The sequence below is a fragment of the Yoonia vestfoldensis SKA53 genome (assembly GCF_000152785.1).
In the GTDB taxonomy this organism is placed as follows: domain Bacteria; phylum Pseudomonadota; class Alphaproteobacteria; order Rhodobacterales; family Rhodobacteraceae; genus Yoonia; species Yoonia vestfoldensis_A.
Genome location: NZ_CH672414.1, coordinates 2,868,684 through 2,889,979, shown reverse-complemented (window position 1 = coordinate 2,889,979; position 21,296 = coordinate 2,868,684). Strand labels below are relative to the sequence as shown.

At 60.9% G+C, this 21,296-nt stretch carries 16 protein-coding genes and 1 tRNA gene; 10 read left to right on the top strand and 7 right to left on the bottom strand.

The features are described 5' to 3' along the window. The first annotated feature begins 35 nt into the window (after positions 1–35). The 6 genes from sucD (at position 36) to SKA53_RS14065 (ending at position 7,764) form a co-directional block, all read left to right on the top strand. A complete protein-coding gene (gene sucD / locus SKA53_RS14090) occupies positions 36–917 on the top strand; it encodes a succinate--CoA ligase subunit alpha (RefSeq protein WP_007206844.1) in 882 nt (293 codons plus the stop codon). Between the two features lie 76 nt (positions 918–993). Continuing rightward, the gene (locus SKA53_RS14085; RefSeq protein ID WP_007206843.1) at positions 994–3,957 is read left to right on the top strand and encodes a 2-oxoglutarate dehydrogenase E1 component; all 2,964 of its coding nucleotides are present in this window, start codon (positions 994–996) and stop codon (positions 3,955–3,957) included. Further along, a complete protein-coding gene (odhB, locus tag SKA53_RS14080) occupies positions 3,954–5,165 on the top strand; it encodes a 2-oxoglutarate dehydrogenase complex dihydrolipoyllysine-residue succinyltransferase (RefSeq protein ID WP_007206842.1) in 1,212 nt (403 codons plus the stop codon). Before SKA53_RS14085 ends, odhB begins: the two co-directional genes overlap by 4 nt. Positions 5,166–5,221: 56 nt before the next feature. Next, positions 5,222–5,632, top strand: a complete 411-nt coding sequence (locus tag SKA53_RS14075; RefSeq protein ID WP_007206841.1) for an MAPEG family protein — start codon at positions 5,222–5,224, stop codon at positions 5,630–5,632. 16 nt (positions 5,633–5,648) lie between these two features. Continuing rightward, on the top strand, positions 5,649–7,037 hold the full coding sequence (gene lpdA, locus SKA53_RS14070) for a dihydrolipoyl dehydrogenase (protein ID WP_007206840.1): 1,389 nt from the start codon (positions 5,649–5,651) through the stop codon (positions 7,035–7,037). A gap of 244 nt (positions 7,038–7,281) precedes the next feature. Beyond that, positions 7,282–7,764: a TerB family tellurite resistance protein gene (locus SKA53_RS14065; protein WP_242601275.1), complete on the top strand. Its 483-nt coding sequence runs from the start codon at positions 7,282–7,284 to the stop codon at positions 7,762–7,764. Here SKA53_RS14065 and SKA53_RS14060 read toward each other — a convergent pair. Beyond that, positions 7,761–8,411: a GntR family transcriptional regulator gene (locus SKA53_RS14060; RefSeq protein WP_040483328.1), complete on the bottom strand. Its 651-nt coding sequence runs from the start codon at positions 8,409–8,411 to the stop codon at positions 7,761–7,763. The two genes, SKA53_RS14065 and SKA53_RS14060, sit on opposite strands and share 4 nt — an antisense overlap. 31 nt (positions 8,412–8,442) lie before the next feature. Continuing rightward, entirely contained in the window at positions 8,443–9,174 is a 732-nt protein-coding gene (locus SKA53_RS14055) for a M48 family metallopeptidase (protein ID WP_007206837.1), read from the bottom strand. Positions 9,175–9,236: 62 nt separating this feature from the next. On the opposite strand from SKA53_RS14055, the gene SKA53_RS14050 reads away from it, so the two are divergent. After that, positions 9,237–9,563, top strand: coding sequence for a TIGR02300 family protein (locus tag SKA53_RS14050; protein WP_007206836.1), 327 nt, complete (start codon positions 9,237–9,239; stop codon positions 9,561–9,563). Between the two features lie 81 nt (positions 9,564–9,644). Next, positions 9,645–9,720: transfer RNA gene (locus SKA53_RS14045), tRNA-Ala, on the top strand. A gap of 112 nt (positions 9,721–9,832) precedes the next feature. Here the strand turns inward: SKA53_RS14045 and SKA53_RS14040 are convergent. From SKA53_RS14040 to SKA53_RS14030, 3 genes are all read right to left on the bottom strand, one after another. Continuing rightward, positions 9,833–10,714: a bile acid:sodium symporter family protein gene (locus SKA53_RS14040; protein ID WP_007206835.1), complete on the bottom strand. Its 882-nt coding sequence runs from the start codon at positions 10,712–10,714 to the stop codon at positions 9,833–9,835. A 30-nt stretch (positions 10,715–10,744) separates the two neighbouring features. Then, entirely contained in the window at positions 10,745–12,394 is a 1,650-nt protein-coding gene (locus SKA53_RS14035; protein WP_007206834.1) for a long-chain-fatty-acid--CoA ligase, read from the bottom strand. 140 nt (positions 12,395–12,534) lie between these two features. Then, the gene (locus tag SKA53_RS14030) at positions 12,535–13,452 is read right to left on the bottom strand and encodes a LysR substrate-binding domain-containing protein (RefSeq protein ID WP_007206833.1); all 918 of its coding nucleotides are present in this window, start codon (positions 13,450–13,452) and stop codon (positions 12,535–12,537) included. Between the two features lie 139 nt (positions 13,453–13,591). Between SKA53_RS14030 and katG the strand changes: the two genes are divergently transcribed. Then, a complete protein-coding gene (gene katG, locus SKA53_RS14025; protein WP_007206832.1) occupies positions 13,592–15,793 on the top strand; it encodes a catalase/peroxidase HPI in 2,202 nt (733 codons plus the stop codon). A gap of 72 nt (positions 15,794–15,865) precedes the next feature. After that, entirely contained in the window at positions 15,866–16,906 is a 1,041-nt protein-coding gene (locus SKA53_RS14020; protein WP_007206831.1) for a flavin monoamine oxidase family protein, read from the top strand. Here SKA53_RS14020 and SKA53_RS14015 read toward each other — a convergent pair whose 3' ends face one another. Both SKA53_RS14015 and SKA53_RS14010 read right to left on the bottom strand, forming a co-directional pair. Next, on the bottom strand, positions 16,907–20,026 hold the full coding sequence (locus SKA53_RS14015) for an efflux RND transporter permease subunit (protein WP_007206830.1): 3,120 nt from the start codon (positions 20,024–20,026) through the stop codon (positions 16,907–16,909). It lies immediately after the preceding gene. Then, positions 20,023–21,168 (bottom strand): efflux RND transporter periplasmic adaptor subunit, encoded by a 1,146-nt coding sequence (locus SKA53_RS14010; RefSeq protein WP_007206829.1) that lies wholly within the window; start codon positions 21,166–21,168, stop codon positions 20,023–20,025. Before SKA53_RS14010 ends, SKA53_RS14015 begins: the two co-directional genes overlap by 4 nt. Positions 21,169–21,296: the final 128 nt, after the last annotated feature.

The following is a 21,296-nucleotide window of genomic DNA, read 5'->3' as shown; positions in this document are numbered from 1 at the left end:
CACCTTACCCCCCAGATTTCCCAAGGAGCCACCATATGGCCATTCTCGTTAACGAAAATACCCGCGTGATCTGCCAGGGCCTGACCGGTTCGCAAGGCACGTTCCATTCCGAACAGGCCATCGCCTATGGCACCAAGATGGTCGGCGGTGTCACCCCCGGCAAGGGCGGCAGCACCCATCTTGACCTGCCCGTCTTCAACTCGGTCCACGAAGCGCGCCACGTCACCCAAGCCAATGCATCCGTGATCTATGTACCGCCACCCTTTGCGGCTGATTCCATCCTCGAGGCGATCGACGCTGAAATGGAGCTGATCATCTGCATCACCGAAGGCATCCCCGTGCTGGACATGATGAAGGTCAAGCGCGCGCTGGAAGGGTCCAAATCCCGCCTGATCGGGCCGAACTGCCCCGGTGTCATCACGCCCGACGCCTGCAAGATTGGTATCATGCCCGGCCATATCCACCGGCGCGGGTCGGTTGGTGTTGTGTCACGCTCTGGCACGTTGACCTATGAGGCTGTGAAACAGACATCTGACAGCGGTCTGGGCCAGTCCACCGCCGTGGGCATCGGCGGCGATCCGATCAAAGGGTCCGAACATATCGACATTCTCGAAATGTTCCTGGCCGATGACGAAACACATTCGATCATCATGATTGGTGAAATCGGCGGGTCCGCCGAAGAAGAAGCCGCGCAATTCCTTGCCGACGAACGCAAGAAAGGCCGCTGGAAACCCACCGCCGGTTTCATCGCAGGCCGCACAGCGCCTCCGGGCCGTCGCATGGGTCATGCCGGTGCGATCGTCGCAGGCGGCAAAGGCGACGCTGAAAGCAAGATCGAGGCAATGAAATCCGCTGGCATCATCGTCGCCGACAGCCCCGCCACGCTGGGCGAGGCTGTGCTGAAAGCCATCGGGTAGGTCGGGGTTCACCCCGACACCCACAACAGCGGCGGGGCTAGCCCCGCCCTACGATATTCAACAAAGGTCCCCAGTCATGAACGACCACTCCCCCAACGATGTCTTCCACGCGTCAAGCTTTTTGCAAGGCCATAACGCGGGTTATGTCGAACAGCTTTATGCGCGCTATGCCGACAATCCGGGGGCGGTCGATGAAAGCTGGCAGGCGTTTTTCCGCAGCCTTGGCGACACTCCCGCCGATGCGCAGGCCGAGGCTGCCGGCCCATCCTGGGCGCGCCGCGACTGGCCGCCGGTGCCCAATGACGACCTGACCGCCGCCTTGGATGGCCAATGGCCAGCAGAACCTGCCGCCGCCGCCGACAAGATCAAGGCGAAAGCCGCTGAAAAAGGCGTGGGCCTGTCCGAAGCACAGGTCCGCAATGCCGTGCTGGACAGCTTGCGCGCGTTGATGATCATCCGCGCCTACCGTATTCGCGGCCACCTGATCGCCGATCTGGACCCGCTGGGCATGCGCGAAACCGTGCCGCACCCGGAACTGGACCCCGCCAATTACGGCTTTACCGCCAAGGACATGGACCGTCCGATTTTCATCGACAACGTGCTGGGGCTCGAGGTCGCCACCATGGCCGAGATCATGGCCATCGTGAAACGCACCTATTGCGGCACATTCGCGCTGCAATACATGCATATTTCCAACCCCGAAGAAGCGGGCTGGCTGAAAGAACGCATCGAAGGCTATGGCAAGGAAATTACCTTTACCCAGAACGGGCGCAAGGCAATCCTGAACAGCCTTGTGCAGGCGGAAGGTTTTGAAAAATTCCTGCATGTCAAATACATGGGGACCAAGCGGTTCGGCCTTGATGGCGGCGAAAGCCTGATCCCTGCGATGGAACAGATCATCAAGCGCGGCGGCCAGCTGGGGCTGGAAGATATCGTGATCGGCATGCCGCACCGGGGCCGGTTGTCGGTGCTGGCGAACGTGATGCAAAAACCCTACCGCGCGATTTTCAACGAATTTCAGGGCGGCTCGTTCAAGCCAGAGGATGTCGATGGGTCGGGTGATGTGAAATACCACCTTGGTGCCTCCAACGACCGTAGCTTTGACGACAACACCGTCCATTTGTCGCTGACCGCCAACCCCAGCCACCTCGAGGCGGTGAACCCCGTCGTTCTGGGCAAGGTCCGCGCCAAGCAGGACCAAAAGAACGATACCGACAAGACCAAGGTCATGGCGATCCTGCTGCATGGTGATGCGGCCTTCGCGGGCCAAGGCGTCGTCGCCGAAGGCTTTGGTCTGTCGGGTCTGCGCGGGCATCGCACTGGTGGTACGATGCATATCGTGGTCAATAACCAGATCGGTTTCACAACCGCCCCGCATTTCAGCCGGTCCAGCCCCTATCCCACCGATATCGCGCTGATGGTCGAAGCCCCGATTTTCCACGTCAACGGCGACGATCCAGAGGCTGTGGTCCATGCCGCACGCGTCGCCACCGAATTCCGCCAGAAATTCCACAAGGATGTGGTGCTGGATATCATCTGCTACCGCCGCTTTGGTCACAACGAAGGCGACGAGCCGATGTTCACCAACCCGGTGATGTACACAAAAATCAAGAAACAAAAGACCACGCTGACGCTGTACACAGAACGGCTGGTCAAGGACGGCCTGATCCCCGAAGGCGAAATCGAGGATATGAAAGCCGCGTTTCAGGCCCATCTGAACGAGGAATTCGAGGCTGGCAAAAACTATAAACCCAACAAGGCCGACTGGCTGGACGGGCGCTGGTCGCATCTCGACCGGATGAAGGAAAAGAAATACCAGCGTGGCAAGACCGCCATTTCCGATGGCGACTTTGCGGCAATCGGCAAGGCGCTGACCACGGTGCCGGATAATTTCCCGACGCATAAGACCATCGACCGTTTGCGCGAAGCAAAGGTGCAGATGTTCGAAAGCGGCACCGGCATCGACTGGGCCACGGGCGAGGCGTTGGCGTTCGGCTCTCTCGTGCTTGAAGGGTTTCCCGTACGACTGTCCGGTCAGGACAGCACGCGCGGCACGTTCAGCCAGCGGCATTCGGCCTTTATCAACCAGGAAAACGAAGACCGCTATTACCCGCTGAACAATATCCGCGAAGGTCAGGCCCGCTACGAGGTCATCGATTCGATGCTGTCGGAATATGCGGTTTTGGGGTTCGAATACGGCTATTCGCTGGCCGAACCCAATGCGCTGACCCTGTGGGAGGCACAGTTCGGCGATTTCGCCAATGGTGCGCAGATCATGTTCGATCAGTTCATCTCCTCGGGCGAAAGCAAATGGTTGCGGATGTCCGGCCTCGTCTGCCTGCTGCCGCATGGGTACGAAGGCCAAGGGCCGGAACATTCCAGCGCGCGTCTGGAACGGTTCCTGACCATGTGTGGCGGTGACAACTGGATCGTGGCCAATTGCACCACGCCGGCCAATTATTTCCACCTGCTGCGCCGCCAGCTGCACCGCACCTATCGCAAACCGCTGATCCTGATGACGCCGAAATCCTTGCTGCGCCACAAACTGGCCGTGTCCAAGAAAGAGGAATTCACGACAGGGTCCAGCTTCCACCGCGTGCTGTGGGACGATGCGCAATACGGCAATTCCGAAATCAAGCTGGTGGATGACGACAAGATCAAGCGCGTGGTCATGTGTTCGGGCAAGGTCTATTATGACCTGCTGGAAGAACGCGATGCACGCGGGATCGACGATGTCTATATCCTGCGGTTCGAACAATTCTATCCCTTCCCGGCGCAATCCGCGATGAAGGAGCTGGAACGGTTCCAGAACGCGGAAATGGTCTGGTGTCAGGAAGAACCGAAAAATCAGGGCGCGTGGGCCTTTATGGAACCCAACCTTGAATGGGTACTGACCCGGATCAAAGCGCGACATGCACGCCCCACCTATGCCGGACGCGCCGCCGCGGCGAGCCCTGCCACCGGCCTCGCAAGCAAGCATAAAGCAGAACAAGCAGCGCTGGTTGACGATGCGCTGACCATCAAAGGAACAAAGAAATGAGCACCGAAGTCCGCGTCCCCACGCTTGGTGAATCCGTGACCGAGGCCACTGTCGCCACATGGTTCAAGAAACCCGGCGATGCCGTCGCCGTCGACGAAATGCTGTGCGAACTGGAAACCGACAAGGTCACGGTCGAAGTGCCAAGCCCCGTCGCCGGCACCCTGTCCGAAATCGTTGCCGCCGAAGGTGAAACCGTTGGCGTCGATGCGCTGCTGGCGCAGATCGCCGAAGGCGCCTCTGCCCCCGTGAAAGAGGCACCAAAAGCAGCCCCAGCGCCCGATGCTGCCGCGACCCAGACCAATGCCGCCCCGGAAGAGACGAAACCGCGTGATCCCGAAGATGCCCCATCGGCCAAGAAACTGATGGCCGACAGCGGCATTTCCGATGTCACCGGCACCGGCAAGGATGGCCGCGTGATGAAAGAGGATGTGCTGAAGGCGCTGACCGCGAAATCCGACGCCGCTGCCCCTGCCTCCGCCCCCCGCGCGCCAGTGGCGGCCAGCGACGAGGCCCGCGAAGAGCGCGTCAAGATGACCCGCCTGCGCCAGACCATCGCCAAGCGCCTGAAAGACAGCCAGAACACCGCCGCCATGCTGACCACCTATAACGAGGTCGACATGACCGAGGTGATGGCACTGCGCGACGCCTACAAGGACCTGTTCTTCAAGAAACACGGCGTCAAGCTGGGCTTTATGTCGTTCTTTACCAAGGCCTGCATCCACGCCTTGCACGAAGTCCCCGAAGTGAACGCCGAAATCGACGGCACTGACGTGGTCTATAAAAACTACGTCCATATGGGGATCGCCGCTGGTACGCCCACGGGTCTTGTGGTGCCGGTGATCCGCGATGCCGACCAGATGAGCTTTGCCGATATCGAAAAGGCGATTGCCGCAATGGGTGCCAAAGCCCGCGACGGCAAATTGTCGATGGCAGAAATGCAGGGCGGCACCTTCACCATTTCCAACGGTGGTGTCTACGGCTCGCTCATGTCCTCGCCGATCCTGAACCCCCCGCAATCGGGTATTCTGGGCATGCACAAGATCCAGGACCGCCCGATGGCGATCAACGGGCAGGTCGTGATCCGGCCGATGATGTATCTGGCTTTGTCCTATGACCACCGGATCGTGGACGGCAAAGGCGCCGTGACCTTCCTTGTGCGCGTGAAAGAAGCCCTGGAAGACCCGCGCCGCTTGTTGATGGATTTGTAACCGGCACTCTCACCCCGTAGGGTGCGCATATTTGCGCACCTTGAAAGGCCAACACAATGACCCCCGAACTGACCGTCCTTGCCCTTGCGGGCCTGTTGCAAGGGCTGCAATTCGTGCTGATGTCGGTGCCTGCGAACCTTGAACTTGGCATGGGCAAAACCGCGGGGCCGCGTGATCCCGACCGCCTTGGCAAGCCGCTGATCGAACAGGTCAGCCCCGCGACAGGCCGCCTGTTTCGGGCGCTGAATAACCATTTTGAAGGTTTGATCCTGTTCACACTGGCGGTGGTCGTGGTGACGCTGGGCGACAAGGCGACGGGTCTGTCGGCGGTCTGCGCCTGGACCTATCTTGGCGCGCGGGTGCTTTATATCCCCGCTTATTATTTCGGCCTGACGCCTTGGCGTTCGGTGATCTGGATGGTGGGCTTTGGCGCCACCATGCTGATGATCGTCTCGGCCCTGATCTGAATCTGAAGGAGTTTCCATGTCCAGCTATGATGTCATCTTTATCGGGTCCGGCCCCGGCGGCTATGTCGGCGCGATCCGTGCGGCGCAACTGGGCCTCAAGGTCGCTTGTGTCGAAGGGCGCGCCACATTGGGCGGCACCTGCCTGAACGTCGGCTGCATCCCGTCCAAGGCGCTGCTGCACGCGACCCATATGCTGCACGAGGCAGAACATAATTTCGCTGGCATGGGGCTAAAGGGCAAGGCACCGACGGTCGACTGGACACAGATGCTGACCTACAAGGACGAAACCATCGCCCAGAACACTGGTGGCATCGAATTTCTGTTCAAAAAGAACAAGGTCGACTGGATCAAGGGCTGGGCCACCATCCCCGCAGCGGGCAAGGTCAAGGTCGGTGATGAGACGCATGACGCCAAGCATATCGTCATCGCCACCGGGTCACAGGCCGCCAGCCTGCCGGGTGTCGAGGTTGACGAAAAGATCGTCGTCACATCGACCGGCGCGCTGGAACTGGGCAAGATCCCCAAGACGATGGTCGTGATCGGTGCCGGTGTCATCGGGCTGGAGCTGGGGTCGGTCTTTGCCCGGCTTGGCGCGGATGTGAACGTCATCGAATATCTGGATGCGATCACCCCCGGCATGGATGCCGAGGTTGCGCGCCAGTTCCAGAAAGTACTGACCAAACAGGGGCTGAAATTCACCCTTGGCGCGGCCGTACAGGGTGTGACGGTCAAGGGAGCCAAGGCAACAGTGTCCTACAAGCTGCGCAAGGATGACAGCACCCATGAAATGACCGCCGACACCGTGCTGGTGGCAACTGGCCGCAAGCCATACACCGACGGGCTGGGGCTGGCCGATCTGGGCGTCGAGATGACCGAGCGTGGCCAGATCAAGACCAACGGCAGCTTTGCGACCAATGTGGCGGGCATCTATGCCATCGGTGACACGATCACCGGCCCGATGTTGGCCCACAAGGCCGAAGACGAAGGCATGGCTGTCGCCGAAATCCTTGCAGGCCAGCACGGCCATGTGAATTACGGCGTGATCCCCGGCGTGATCTATACCCACCCCGAGGTCGCCAATGTCGGCGAAACCGAAGAATCGCTGAAAGCAGCAGGGCGCGCCTATAAGGTCGGCAAATTCCCCTTCATGGGCAATGCGCGGGCCAAGGCGAACCATGCCGCTGACGGTTTCGTCAAAATCCTTGCCGACAAGGAAACCGACCGGATTTTGGGTGCGCATATCATCGGCCCGATGGCGGGCGATCTGATCCACGAAATCTGCGTCGCAATGGAATTTGGCGCCGCAGCCGAAGACCTTGCGCGCACCTGCCACGCCCACCCGACCTATTCCGAGGCTGTGCGCGAGGCCGCGCTGGCTTGTGGCGACGGGGCAATACACGCCTGATCTGCGCGATGCGGCGGTGATCCATCGGATTATCGCCGCACCCTGCGCGGCAGCAATAACCCGTTGCTGGACCTGGTCGACCATATCTGCGCCACAATCTATCATTAACCATGATTTCAGTGTGTGGCGTTAGTCTGCGGTAAAAGATGAAGCGGGTGGTCCTTGCGGGTTTGGTGTCGATTGGACGGGCTGTGCCTGCACTCACACCACCGCGTCGGTTGACCACCACAATCCGCAACACGTCTTGCGTATTTTCTTCCCTAGAACCGCTGTCGGCCTGACGATGATCAGGCGCATCGCATCGTTCCTCGGGTTCGATCCGGAAAAGCCATTGCGCAAAAAGGCAGCGGCCCGCGTGCTATCGGCGATGTGTCATGTCGGCAAATGCGACGGCATTATTGCCGCAGCCGAGGTCGCGCTGATCAGTGACACGATCCAGCGGCTGACGGGGCGCAGCTTTGCGCCAACCGAAATCATGCAGATGGCCGATCAAACCCGACCAAACTTGGAACCGCAGGATTACATCGCCTTCGGAACGGGCCTGCGCGCCGAAGAAAAAGCTGTGATGATCCACGGCGTGCTGTCGATCGCGATTTCAAGCGGGCGGATCTTTCCGGCCGAATACGTTTTTGTGACGACGCTCGCGCATGGCCTTGGCATGCATGGCACAGATTTCCGCCGCATGCTCGGACTGGCCATCGCGGATATGAACGCGCGCGGTGCCTAGCCTTTGAGCATCCGCAAGCCCTGCGTCACATCGGTGCGGATCGCCAGTCGCAGCCCCGGTTCATCCCCGGCCTTTAGCGCGCTCAGGATCAGTTTATGATGATAGGGCGGCTCCTTGCGGTTCAACCGCCCGTAAAGCGCGCGCATCGTCGGCCCCAACTGCAACCAGACCGTTTCGGTCATGGCCAGCATCGCGGGGGCCTGCGCACGCAGATACAACATCCGGTGAAATTCAAGGTTCATGCGGATATAGCCCGTCGCATCCTGCCGCGCGACCATCTGGCTGACACCCTGATTGATCGCCTCCAGCCGGTCGATCAGCGCGAAATGCGCGCGCGGCAAAGCGCGCGATGCCAGCTCCGGTTCCAGCATAGCGCGCAGCGTCGCCAGTTCCTCGATCCGTTCGTTGGTCAGCGCAGGCGTGGACACGCGGCCCGATGAGGACAAAAACAAGGCCCCTTCCGCGACCAGCCTGCGGACAGCCTCGCGCGCGGGGGTCATCGACACGCCATAGCTCTTGCCGATGCCGCGCAGGGTCAGCGCCGCACCGGGTGCCAATTCGCCATGCATGATCTGGGTACGCAAGGCGCGGTAAACGCGTTCATGCGCAGAGGTGGTTGAATCGACAGGGCGGGGTTGGATCAGCATGGCAGATATGTGATCACAAAACGCGCGCCCGTCAATCGTCGAACCGCAGGCGGTGCAGGCTTTCGCCATGATCGCGCAGCCATTGCCGGTGGGTCGCGTAATCGGGGCAAAGCTGCGTCACAACAGCCCAGAACGCGGGCGCATGGTTCATCTCGCGCAGATGCGCGACTTCATGGGCGGCAACATAATCCAGCACCGCCGGCGGGGCCATGATCAGCCGCCAGGAATACATCAGCACGCCCTTGCTGGAACAAGACCCCCAGCGCGACCGCGTGTCCCGGATTGCCAGCTTGTCATAGCCAACCCCCAGTGCAGCGGCATGCCGGTCGGACGCCGCAGCCAGCGCATCGCGCGCCATCGCCCGCAGTCGCGCACGGATCGGCCCTGCAGCCGCACGACTGGGCGGTACCTCGATCCGATCGTCAAGCACCCGCAAACGCGGCCCCGCCACCACGGGCAAGGCCCTGCCCTGCACCGGCACCATGGATCCGATCTTCACAGATTCTGCCGGACCAAGGCGGCCCAGATGGCCGCGCAGCCAATCTTCCTTGTCGCGCAGGAAAGCAAGCCCCTCGCGATCAGGCAGGTCTGACGGCATTGTCAGCGTCACGCGCCCGTCCAGCCGCGACACCCGCAACGATAACCGTCGCGCCTGTGCCGATTTGCGCAATGTCACATCAATCGGGGGGTTGCCATGCAACGTGTGACGGCCCATATCCAGCTTTCTGTAAATGCCTGCGCCAAAGCCTTTGACACCTGTCAATGCTTATGGCAGTTGGCAGCGATCCCCCGCAAGGGGCGACCAAGTTTTTGAAGGGATAGCCTATGCCTAAGGAAGAATGGGGCACAAAGCGCCTTTGCCCCGAAACCGGCAAACGCTTTTACGACCTGAACGCGACACCGATCATCAGCCCCTACACGGGCAAAGAGGTCACAATCGACACATCCAAGACCCGCACCATGGTCGCGGATGCCGAAGACCTGCAGTCCAAGAAGTCGCGCGACGTGGATGACGAAGACGATCTGATCCTCGACGACGAGGAAGAAGACGATGTTGATCTGGGCGATGATGTTCTGGAAGACGACGACGACGAAGACACCGTGTCTTTCGACGATCTGGGTGATGTCGCGGCCAAGCCCGACGACGATTAAAAGCTGATCACCGGGCGCGATTTGCACTTGATCTCGCCCGGTCTGCTGCATAGACAGCAACACGCAACGCAGGTTGCAATTGGGGCCATAGCTCAGATGGGAGAGCGCTTGCATGGCATGCAAGAGGTCAGGGGTTCGATTCCCCTTGGCTCCACCACTTTCCAAAACAAAACATGTTTTGAACAGGGGCAGACGGCGTCCTGCGCCCGCCCCCATCTTCCGAGCCTAAATATCCCCGCCGGAGGCATCCGGCCTTTTTGGCGCCGCGTTTACAACAACCCGTTCGGCAGCGGCTGTTCAGCTGCCGTATTGATCCGCCGGAACCACAGCGTCAACGCGGCCGAACTCATCACGATAAACAATGAATACAGCACCGGAACGGCCATGACCGCCTGTGCCTCGCTGCCGCTGAAGGTGAAGGCGATGATCGCAATGGCCAGCGGGCCGTTCTGGATACCGGTCTCCAGCGCCACGGTGCGCGCATTGCGCGGATGCAGCCGCAACAGCTTGGCAAAGCCATAGCCGATGCCAAAGCCGAACAGCCCCAGCATGATCGACGCGAAATAGGTGCCCCATGTCGTGGCCAGCAGAAATTCCCAATTGCGCGGAATCCACGACACGATCAGGAACAGGATAAAGAACAGCGCCAGCAGCGACCCGAAAAATTCGGTCACGGCGCCCACATTGGCGCTGACCTTACGCAAGACCATCCCGATCGCGACCGGCACCAGCAACAAGACCAGCGTCACGACGATATTCTCGCGCGGGATATCCAGATCAAGCGCACCGGCATAGACCAGCAGCACAACGGGAATCAGGATCACCCCGAACACTGTCGATGTCACTGTCATCAGGACCGACAGCGCCAGATTACCCTTGGAAAAATAGGTAAAGATATTCGACGTGGTCCCGCCCGGCATACAGGCCATGATCAGGATACCAATCTTGATCGTGTCCGACACCGGCAGCGTCGTGGCCAACGCGAAACCGATCAGCGGCATGAAACCGAATTGCGCCACCACACCGACCCCCAACCCATAAGGCCGCTTGAGCGCCAGCGCAAAATCGCGCGGGGTCAGTGACGCGCCCATCCCCAACATGATCACGAAAATCATCAGCGCCAAAATGGCCTGTTCGAGTGGTCCAACCATCTTACATCTTCCCTTTCAACGACATCCGCATCACGCGGCCTGCGCCTGTTCCTGCGCGCGTAGATCCTTGCGCAGGATTTTTCCGACGTTGGATTTCGGCAATTCATCGCGGAATTCCACGAATTTCGGTACTTTATAGCCGGTCAGATGCTCTTTGCAGTAGGCGCGCAGATCGTCTTTGCTCAGACCCTCGTTGCGGGCTACGACATAGGCTTTCACCGCCTCGCCCGCCGCCCCGTCAGGCACACCGATCACGGCGACCTCGGTGACATCGGGGTGGGCGGCGATGATATCCTCGATCTCGTTGGGATAGACGTTAAAACCGGACACAAGGATCATGTCCTTCTTGCGGTCCACGATGCGGAAATAGCCGTCGGCGTCCATTGTCCCGATATCGCCGGTCAAAAGCCAGCCATTCTGGATTGTCTTGGCCGTCTCTTCGGGTTTGCGCCAATAGCCCAGCATGATCTGCGGCCCCTTGGCGATAACTTCGCCGGGCTGGCCCTGTGGCACATCCACCCCGTCGTCATCGACGCAGCGGACATCCGTGGACGGGATCGGGACACCGATGCTGCCATGCCGGACCTGCCCAAAGGGGTTGAATGTCAGCACGGGTGAGGATTCGGTCAGCCCGTAGCCTTCGAGCACGGGTTTGCCCGTCACCTGTTCCCACCGTTCGGCCACCGATGTCTGCAAGGCCATCCCCCCCGCCGAGGCGAATTTGAGATATTTGGGCGGCGTGTCCAGAAACCAGACTTCATTGTTCAGCCCGTTGAACAGGGTATTCACCCCACTCATCCAAGTGATCTTGTAATTCTCGAAGGCGCGTTTGAGGTTGGACAAAGGGCGCGGGTTCGGGATTAGGATGTTGCGCGCACCGATGGAGTAAAATCCCAGAAAATTCACCGTAAAGGCAAAGATATGATAGAGCGGCAGCGCCGTCAGCGCGACCTCCCTGCCCTTTTCGAGATTGGTGATCAGCGACATCGTCTGCGCCATGTTCATCAGGATATTGGCATGTGACAGCATCGCGCCCTTGGACACGCCGGTCGTGCCACCAGTATATTGCAGGCAGGCGACATCATCGGGGCTGATCGTGCTGCGGTAAGCCTCGATCGCATTGTGCAGGCTGTCATGCTTGGCACGTCCCGCCGCAACGGCATCGGGCAGGCGGATATGTGGGATGCTGATCGGTAGGACCGATTTATCCCAATGTTTCTGCACCATCCCGACGATCATCTTGGGCAGGCGCGGCAGGTATTCGGCCACGCGGGTGACGATCACATGCTTGACCGGATAGGTTTTCACCGCCTCGGCCAGCTTGTCGGCGAACATGTCCACCACGATCACGGCGGCAGGTTCGGCGTCGATGAACTGCTTGGCCATTTCATCCGCGGTATAGAGCGGGTTGACGTTGACCAGCACGCAGCCCGCCTTGAACACCGCCATCGCCGCCACCGGATAGGACAGGCAATTTGGCACCTGCACCGCCACCCGGTCGCCCGCCTGCAATCCCGCAATATCGCGCAGATAGACAGCCAAAGCGTCGGACATTTCATCGGCCTGCCGGAATGTCAGCGTGCCGTTCATCCCGTTCGGCAACACCGTGGTGAAGGCAGGCAGGTCGCCATAGACAGCCGCGATCGAGGTAATGAAATCACCAAGGCTGCGGTAGGGCATATCATCAATACTGCTTGGAACGGACGGGCCGTAAAAGGCCGTCCACGGACGGTCGTTTGCCAAAGTGCTTCCTCCCAAAAGCGTTTCACCGAACGTAGCCGGATTGATGGCTTTGTGAAGCCACAGTTTACAAGCGGACGTTACGTCGCGACAGACGCGACCTCTGGCATCAGGGCATCCGCTGTCTGGCGCACGACATCACCGACCTGCTGAAATTGCGCGGCCATCGGATTGGTTTTGCGCCAGATCATGCCCACCGTGCGCGCCGGTTGCGGGTCTGCAAAGCGGCTGATGCTGACGGGGGCAGACCGGGTTTCGACCGCGACAGCCATCTGCGGGATCAGCGTGACACCAATGCCCGCACCCACCATCTGCACCAGCGTGGACAGTGAACTGCCGTCCAGACCGTCGCGGGCCATCGCCGATTGCAGGTTGCAGAAAGACAGCGCCTGATCGCGGAAACAATGGCCTTCTTCCAGCAGCAACAGCCGCAGGTGGCGCAAGTCCGACGCCTGCGGCACTGGCGCGGCCCCATCCTTTTCGGACCTGACCAATAGCAGCTTTTCATCGAACAGGGCCAATTCCGCCAGCCCCGGTTCGGCAACCGGAAGTGCGACAATCGCGGTATCAATCTGCCCGTCGTGCAATTCCTCGATCAGGCGTTGGGTCACGGTTTCGCGCACATGCACGTCCAGATCGGGAAAGCTGCGCCCCAGCGCACCGATCAGGCCCGGCAAAAGATAGGGGGCGATGGTCGGGATCACCCCGATCCGCAACCGTCCCGCCAGCCCCGATTGCGCGGCGCGCGCCATATCGCCCAGTTCATCCACCGCTTGCAAAATGTCGCGCACGCGCTGCGCCCAATTTTCGCCAAAGGCGGTCAACCGCACCTGCCGCGCGCCGCGTTCGAACAGGGGCGTGCCAAGCGCGCCCTCAAGCTCTTTGATCTGCACCGACAGGGCGGGTTGCGAAATGGCGCAGGCATCCGCCGCACGGCCGAAATGGCCGTGGCGGGCCAAAGCCTCGAAATAGCGCAGTTGTTTGAGCGTGATATTCATAACTTTAAGTTATCGAAACTATTATAAATTGCAACTTAAACAAATGACAATCTTATGTTAGAAGGATTCTAAGCGCGCTTGCCGGCCAAACGGCAGCGCCGCAATCACGCATAGCCACAACACGATCGGAGAGAGAATCATGGACGGAAATGATGTTGGAAAATGCCCTGTCATGCACGGGGTCGGCCTGAACACCACCACTGGTACACGCGGTAACCGCGATTGGTGGCCAAACCAGCTGAACCTGCGCATCCTGCACCAGAACGCCCCCGCGCTTGACCCGATGGGCGAAGATTTCAACTATGCCGAAGAATTCAAGAAGCTGGACCTGCAGGCGCTGAAACAAGACCTGACCGCGCTGATGACTGACAGCCAGGATTGGTGGCCTGCCGATTACGGCCATTATGGCCCGTTCTTCGTGCGCATGGCATGGCACAGTGCAGGCACCTACCGCACCGCTGATGGACGCGGCGGGTCGCGGTCTGGCACGCAGCGTTTCGCGCCGCTGAACAGCTGGCCTGACAATGGCAATCTGGACAAGGCGCGCCGGTTGCTTTGGCCGCTCAAGCAGAAATATGGCAACCAGATTTCCTGGGCCGATCTGATGATCCTTGCCGGCAACGTGGCGATGGAATCGATGGGGTTCGAAACCTTTGGCTTTGGCGGCGGTCGCGCCGACATTTGGGAACCCGAAGAAGACATCTATTGGGGCACCGAAGACACATGGCTCGGCGATAACCGCTACAGGGGCGAGCGCGAGCTGGAAAACCCGCTGGCCGCCGTGCAGATGGGCCTGATCTACGTCAACCCCGAAGGCCCCAACGCCAACCCTGACCCGCTGGCATCGGCCCATGACATCCGCGAAACATTCGCACGGATGGCAATGAACGACGAAGAAACAGTCGCCTTGGTCGCCGGTGGCCACACATTCGGCAAATCGCATGGTGCCGGTGACGCAGCACTCGTCGGCCCCGAGCCCGAAGGCGCGCCGATCCACCAGATGGGTTTTGGCTGGAAGAACGGTTTTGGCACAGGCAAGGGCGTGCATACCACGACCAGCGGCATCGAAGGTGCCTGGACCGCAACGCCGACCACTTGGGACATGAGCTATTTTGACACCCTGCTCGGCAATGATTGGGAACTGACGAAAAGCCCCGCTGGCGCACATCAATGGCGCCCTGCAAATGGCGCGATGTCGGATGCGGTGCTAGATGCCCATGACCCCGCACGCCGCCATGCGCCAATGATGACCACTGCCGATCTGGCACTGAAACTCGACCCTGCTTATGCGAAGATTTCCAAGCATTACCACGAAAACCCAGAGATTTTCGCCGATGCCTATGCCCGTGCGTGGTTCAAACTGACCCACCGCGACATGGGGCCAAAGGCGCTGTATCTTGGCAACGAAGTCCCCGCCGAAGACCTGATCTGGCAGGACCCGATCCCCGCCGTCGATCATGACCTGATCTCCTCCGCCGATGTGACCGCGCTCAAGGCGCAGATCATGGCGACGGGTCTGTCGGTGCAGGAACTGGTGCGCACAGCTTGGGCGTCGGCCTCGACCTTCCGCGGGTCGGACAACCGGGGCGGTGCCAATGGCGCACGCATCCGTCTGGCCCCGCAAAAGGACTGGACCGTCAACGCGCCTGCTGAACTGGCTAAGGTGTTGGCAGCACTCGAAGGCGTGCAAAGCGCGTTCAACGCAGCCCAGAGCGGCAACAAGCGCGTGTCGCTGGCCGATCTGATCGTGCTGGGTGGCTCTGCCGCGATCGAAGCTGCGGCAAAGGCCGGTGGCCATGACGTGTCGGTGCCTTTCACGCCGGGCCGGACCGATGCGACAGCCGAACAGACCGATGCCGAAAGCTTTGAAGTGATGGAACCGATTGCCGATGGTTTCCGCAACTATCTCAAGCCTGGCCTGTCGGTTGCTGCCGAAAAGCTGCTGGTGGATCGTGCGCAACTTCTGGGTCTGTCGGCACCGGAAATGACCGCGCTGGTCGGTGGCTTGCGTGTTCTGGGTGCAAACTATGGCAACACCAGCCACGGTGTGCTGACCGACAAGCCCGGCACGCTGAGCAACGACTTTTTCGTCAACCTGACCGATATCGCCAATGACTGGACCCCGGTCGCCGGTGACGAAAATGCGTTCGAAGGCCGTGATCGTGCGACCGGTGCAGTGAAATGGACCGGCACGCGCGTCGATCTGGTGTTCGGTTCCAACTCGCAGCTGCGCGCCATCGCCGAAGTGTATGCCCAGAACGATCAGGCGGATCGTTTCGTCGGGCGCTTCGTGCAGGCATGGACCAAGGTCATGGAACTGGACCGTTTCGATCTGAAATAAGCCAGACAGGGCGCAGCCGGTTCATCGGCTGCGCCCCTTTTTCGCGGCCATTGCACGGCAAGGGGGCCGCAGATGAAAACAACAACCCTGATCATCGGTGGTGGCCTGACGGGCCTTTCTCTGGCCCATCGCCTGCAAATGGCGGGGCAGGATTTTCTGCTTGTCGAGGCGCGCAACCGCTTTGGCGGGCGGATTGCATCCTTGCATCTGGACGGCGAAGGGTTCGATCTGGGGCCGTCTTGGGTCTGGCCCGGGCAGGCACGGATCGCGGCCCTGTGCGATCTGCTGGATCTGCCTTTGTTTGCCCAGCACGCACAGGGTGCGCAGCTTTACGAACAACCCGACGGGCGCGTGATCCGCGACCAAGGCTTCATGTCGATGGCCGGATCTCTGCGGATTTCGGGCGGGACCGGCGCGCTGGTGGCGGCCCTTGTCGCGCGGCTGGACCCCGCGCGGCTGATCACGGGCGCGGCGGTGCAACAGGTATCGGACAGCGGCGCGAGCTTGCAGGACGGTCGCACCATCACCGCCGACAGGGTGGTGATCGCCATCCCGCCACGGCTGGCCGCAGGGCTGGCCTTTACTCCTGCCCTGCCCGTGGATGTGCAGCAGGCGCTGGCGGCTGTTCCGGTCTGGATGGGCGCCCATGCAAAATGCGTCGCGGTTTACGACACGCCATTCTGGCGCGATGACGCCCTGTCCGGCGATGCCGCCAGCAGGCGCGGCCCCTTGGCCGAAATCCATGATGCCAGCCCCGCGCAAGGCCCGCTTGGCGCCTTGTTCGGGTTTGTCGGTGTGCCGGCAGACCAACGCGCGCAGGTCGATCTGCGCGCGCCGGTGATCGCCCAACTGGTCAACCTGTTTGGGCCGCAGGCCGCCTCACCGCGCAGGTTGCAGATCATGGATTGGTCGCGCGAAACCTTCACCGCCACCCCTGCAGATACGACGCCACCAGCGGGGCATCCGGCCTATCTGCTGCCAGCGGCCTTGCGGCAGGTCGCGGATGACCGGATCATTTTCGCCTGCGCGGAACTGACCACCGACAACGGCGGCCTGATCGAAGGGGCGCTGGCCGCCGCAGAACGGGCGGCGCGGATCATCCTGCCCGCCTGATCATTCCGCAGGGGCCAGCGCCGTGTTCGGCACATCACGTTTGGCGCGCTTTTCGCCCAGCATCAGCATCGCCGGCGTGACCAGCAGGGTCAGCACCGTGGCAAAAACCAGCCCGCCTGCAATCGCGCTGGACAATTCTGTCCACCATTGCGTCGACGGCGCGCCATAGACGATCTCGCGCGTGAAAAAGTTGATGTTCAGGCCAATCACCATCGGCATCAGCCCCAGCGCCGTCGTCACAGACGTCAACACCACGGGCCGCAGACGCTGCGCCCCCGTGCGCAAAGCCGCCTCGAGCGAGGATAGCCCTGCGGCGCGCAATTCGTTGTAGGTGTCAATCAGCACGATGTTGTTGTTGACCACGATCCCCGCCAGCGCGATCACCCCGATCCCGCCCATCACCACACCAAAGGGGCGACCCGTGATCATCAGGCCCAACAGCACCCCCGCGACCGAAAAGACGATCGCCGACATCACGACAAAGGCTTGCCAGAACGAATTGAACTGCGCGAGCAGGATCAGGAACATCAGCCCGATAGCCGACAGGAATGCGCCCGCCAGAAAGATCATGGATTCAGCCTGGTCTTCCGCCTCGCCACCGAATTTGATGCTGACGCTGTCGGGCAGATCAAGCCCTTCGATCGTCGCTTGCAGCGCCAGCGTCTGGTCATTGGGCAGAATGCCAGGGGCTACATCGGCGGAAATTGTCAGCACGCGGGCTTGGTCGATGCGTGTGATCACACCCGACCGCGGGGCCGGATTGAACGACACGAAATTCGAAATCGGCACCAGACCGACCGAGGTGGGCACGCGCAGCGCCTCCAACTCTTCCAGCGTGCGGCTGTCGGCAGGAAAGCGCACCACGATATCAACCTCGCCGTCACCATCCTCTGGCCGGTAGGTGGCGACATTGATCCCGCGCGTCAGCAATTGCACCGCCTGCCCCAGCAGGGCGACATCGGCACCGCTGCGCGCAGCCTCGGACCGGTCAACGCTGATCTGCCATTCCACGCCGGGGCTGGGGCGCGAATCGATGATGTCGATAAACCCGCCAAGCCGGTCCATTTCAGCCAGAACCGCCGCCATGGCGATATTCTGGTCGGCATCATTGGCGCTGAAAATCTCCAGATTGATCGGCTTGCCGCCGCCCGGACCGCCAGATGCGGTCTGCACCTGCACCTCGATCCCTGGAATCTGAGCCATATCGGCGCGGATATCCTCGGCGATCAGGGCGACGGGGCGACGGGTATCCCAATCGGTCAGTTCCAGTTGCAGCGACCCGATGACATCGCCGCTTTCCTGCGATGCGCCGGAATTGGCATAAACGCTGGCGATTTCATCATAAGCGGCGATCCGTGCCTCGACCTGCCGGACCAAGGCGTCTTGTTCGTAGACCGAAAAATTATCCTTGGCGAGGATTTCGACCTGCGCATAATCGGGTTCGACATCGGGAAAAAAGGTCAGACCATTGCCGAAATGACCATAAGCCACAAAGGATGCGACCAGCGCGATCATGGCAAAGGACAGCGTGGTCCAGGGCCGCAGGATCGACCATTCCAGCACGCGGATATAGCCGCCCATGAAACCCGTCATCTGGCGCGGATCGCCTTTTTCGGCGGCGTAAAGCTGCGCCTTGGCCTTGGCTGTCTGGCCCTGCCGCTTGCCGATCATGCCGCCGACAACGGGGATAAAGATCAGCGCCATGAACAACGACGCCGACAGCGTGACGATCACCGTGATCGGCAGGAATTTCATGAATTCGCCCACGACGCCCGTCCAGAACAACAGCGGAAAGAACACACAAAGCGTGGTCGCGGTCGAGGCGATGATCGGCCAGGCCATGCGTTTGGCCGCGCGGGCATAGGCCAGGCGCGGGCTGTCGCCTTCGTGCAGGTAGCGGTCGGCAAGTTCGACCGTGACAATGGCCCCGTCCACCAGCATCCCCACGACAAGGATCAATGAGAACAGCACGACGATATTCATCGTCAGCCCCATGAAATACAAAGCCGCGACACCCGTCAGGAACGCGCCGGGAATGGCCAGCCCGACCAGCACCGACGACCGCAGGCCCAGCGCATAGACGACAACGATCATCACAAGCATGATCGCCGCGATCACGTTCGCCTCCAAGTCGGACAGCATGGTCTTGACGGTTTCGCTTTCGTCCAGCGTATAGCTGATCTCGACCGTCTCGGGCCAATCGGCGCGCACACGGTCGATGACGCTGCGCACGTCGTCCACCGTGTCGATAATGTTGGCGCCTGCGCGTTTCTTGATCTCCAGCGCCAGCGCGGGCTGGCCGTCGATGCGGGCATAGCCCAAAGGATCTTCGAAGGTGCGGCGGATCGTGGCGACATCGGCAAATGTCACGACGGTCTGGCCGCGCGTGATGATCGGCAGGTCCATCACATCCTGCACGTTTTCGATCAGACCCGGCACCTTGAGAACGATGCGCCCCGCCTCGCTTTCGATGGCACCGGCGGCGATCAGCTGGTTGTTGCGCGTGATCGACCCGATCAATTCGTCAAACGACAGATTATAGGTCTCGAACACGGTAGGGTCGATCAGCACCTCAAGCAATTCGTCGCGCTTGCCCGCCACATCCACCTCGAGCACGCCGCCCAGCGCCTCGATCTCGTCCTGCAGATTGTCGGCGATGGCGTTCAGCGTCCGTTCAGGCACCGGCCCGGACAGGATTACCGTCAGGATCGGGAACAGGGCTGTGTTAATCTCGGTCACGGTCAGATTGACGCTGTCGGGCAGGTCGTTTTCGGCACGGTCGGCGGCCTGACGGACATCGTCCAGCGCCTGACCCGCGTCATAGCCCGGCTCGAATTCCAGCTGCACGGTGGCAAACCCTTCGCCCGCTTTTGCGGTCATCGTGCTGAGGCCCGTCAATGACGCGAATTCGGTTTCCATCGGGCGCACCAGCACATCTTCGGCATCCTGCGGCGAAATCCCGTCCAGCGATGTGGATACATAGACAACCGGAATAGTGACCTCCGGGTTGCTTTCCTTGGGGATCGCCAGATAGGCAAAGCCGCCCACCAGCAACAGGAAGGCAAAGACCAGCGTGACAACCTTGCCACGCCCAAAGGCGGCGTCGATCAGCCCGTTCATGGCTGCACCAAGGCAGTCTGGTCCTGCGCCGGCGCGCGCGGTTCAACATGATCGCCCTGATTGACGAAACCCTGACCCACGGTGATGATCCGCGCCTGTTCGGGCAGCCCCGCAATCCAGATACCATCGGTCTGCGCCCGCACGATCTGCACGGTCGAAAACACGACGCGATTGTCGGCATCCACAGTCTTGACCCCCAGTTCGCCGTTCGTGCCCAGCGACAAGACCGCAGGCGACACGAAATGCCCGCGCGCCTGCCCTGTCGGCATGGATACACGCGCGCTGAGCCCCGCAGGCATCACGCTGTCGGGGTTGTCGACGATGATCTCGACCCGAAAGGTACGGGTCTGCCGGTCGGCATTGGCCCCGATAAAGGCAATGGTGCCTGCCTTTTGCTCGCCAGTGATAAATGACACCTGCGCATCCTGTCCGGTTTGCAGACGCGATAGCGCCTGTTGCGGCACCTGCACGACGACGGTCAGCGGGTCATTGTCCAGCACTTCGGCCAAGACCATGCCGTTTTCGACAGATTCGCCGGTATTCACGGTCAGATCATTCAACCGACCGGCAAAGGGGGCGGTCACGATTGTATTGTCCAACTGGTCCTGCGCCGATGTGACGGCAGCCTCGGCTGCGGCGCGGGCTGCGCGCGCTTGCGATACGCGGTCTTCGGTCGCGATGCCACGGTCCTGCAAGGCCAAGGCGTTGTCGTAATCACGCTGGGCTTGTGCCAGCTGGGTCTGCGCCTGTAGCAGCTGTGCCTCGGCGATGCTTGCGTCGATACGGGCGATTTCCTGCCCTGCGCTCACCAGATCGCCGCGCGATACGGCAACGCTGGCGATCTGTCCGTCCGCCTTGGCCCGCAGTGTGGCGGCGCGGTCGGGGATAGACTGGCCTTCGGCAGTCAGGACCAGCGGCACGTTCTGTGCGACCGAATCCATCACCGCAACGCTGACAGCACGGTCCGGCGCATCCGCAACGACACCTGCATCGGGGTCACCAGAGGGCAGGATCACCCCGCTGCCCATCCAGCCGATGAGCGCCAGCGCAAACAGCCCCGCGATCCACTTGGACCGCCCGGCACCTTTGTCAGTATCGAACTGCAGTTTTCCCGTCTGATCGGGTGGGGTCGCGCCAGCCATCGGTTTTCCTTTTTCGTCCGGCCAGCATAAAGCATCGGCCAAGTCGTGTTTAGGTAGTATGCCTGCGTTTGCGTTACCAGATGCAGCAGACCAGTTACTGCCATGGCTTCACGGCATGATGATGCCGC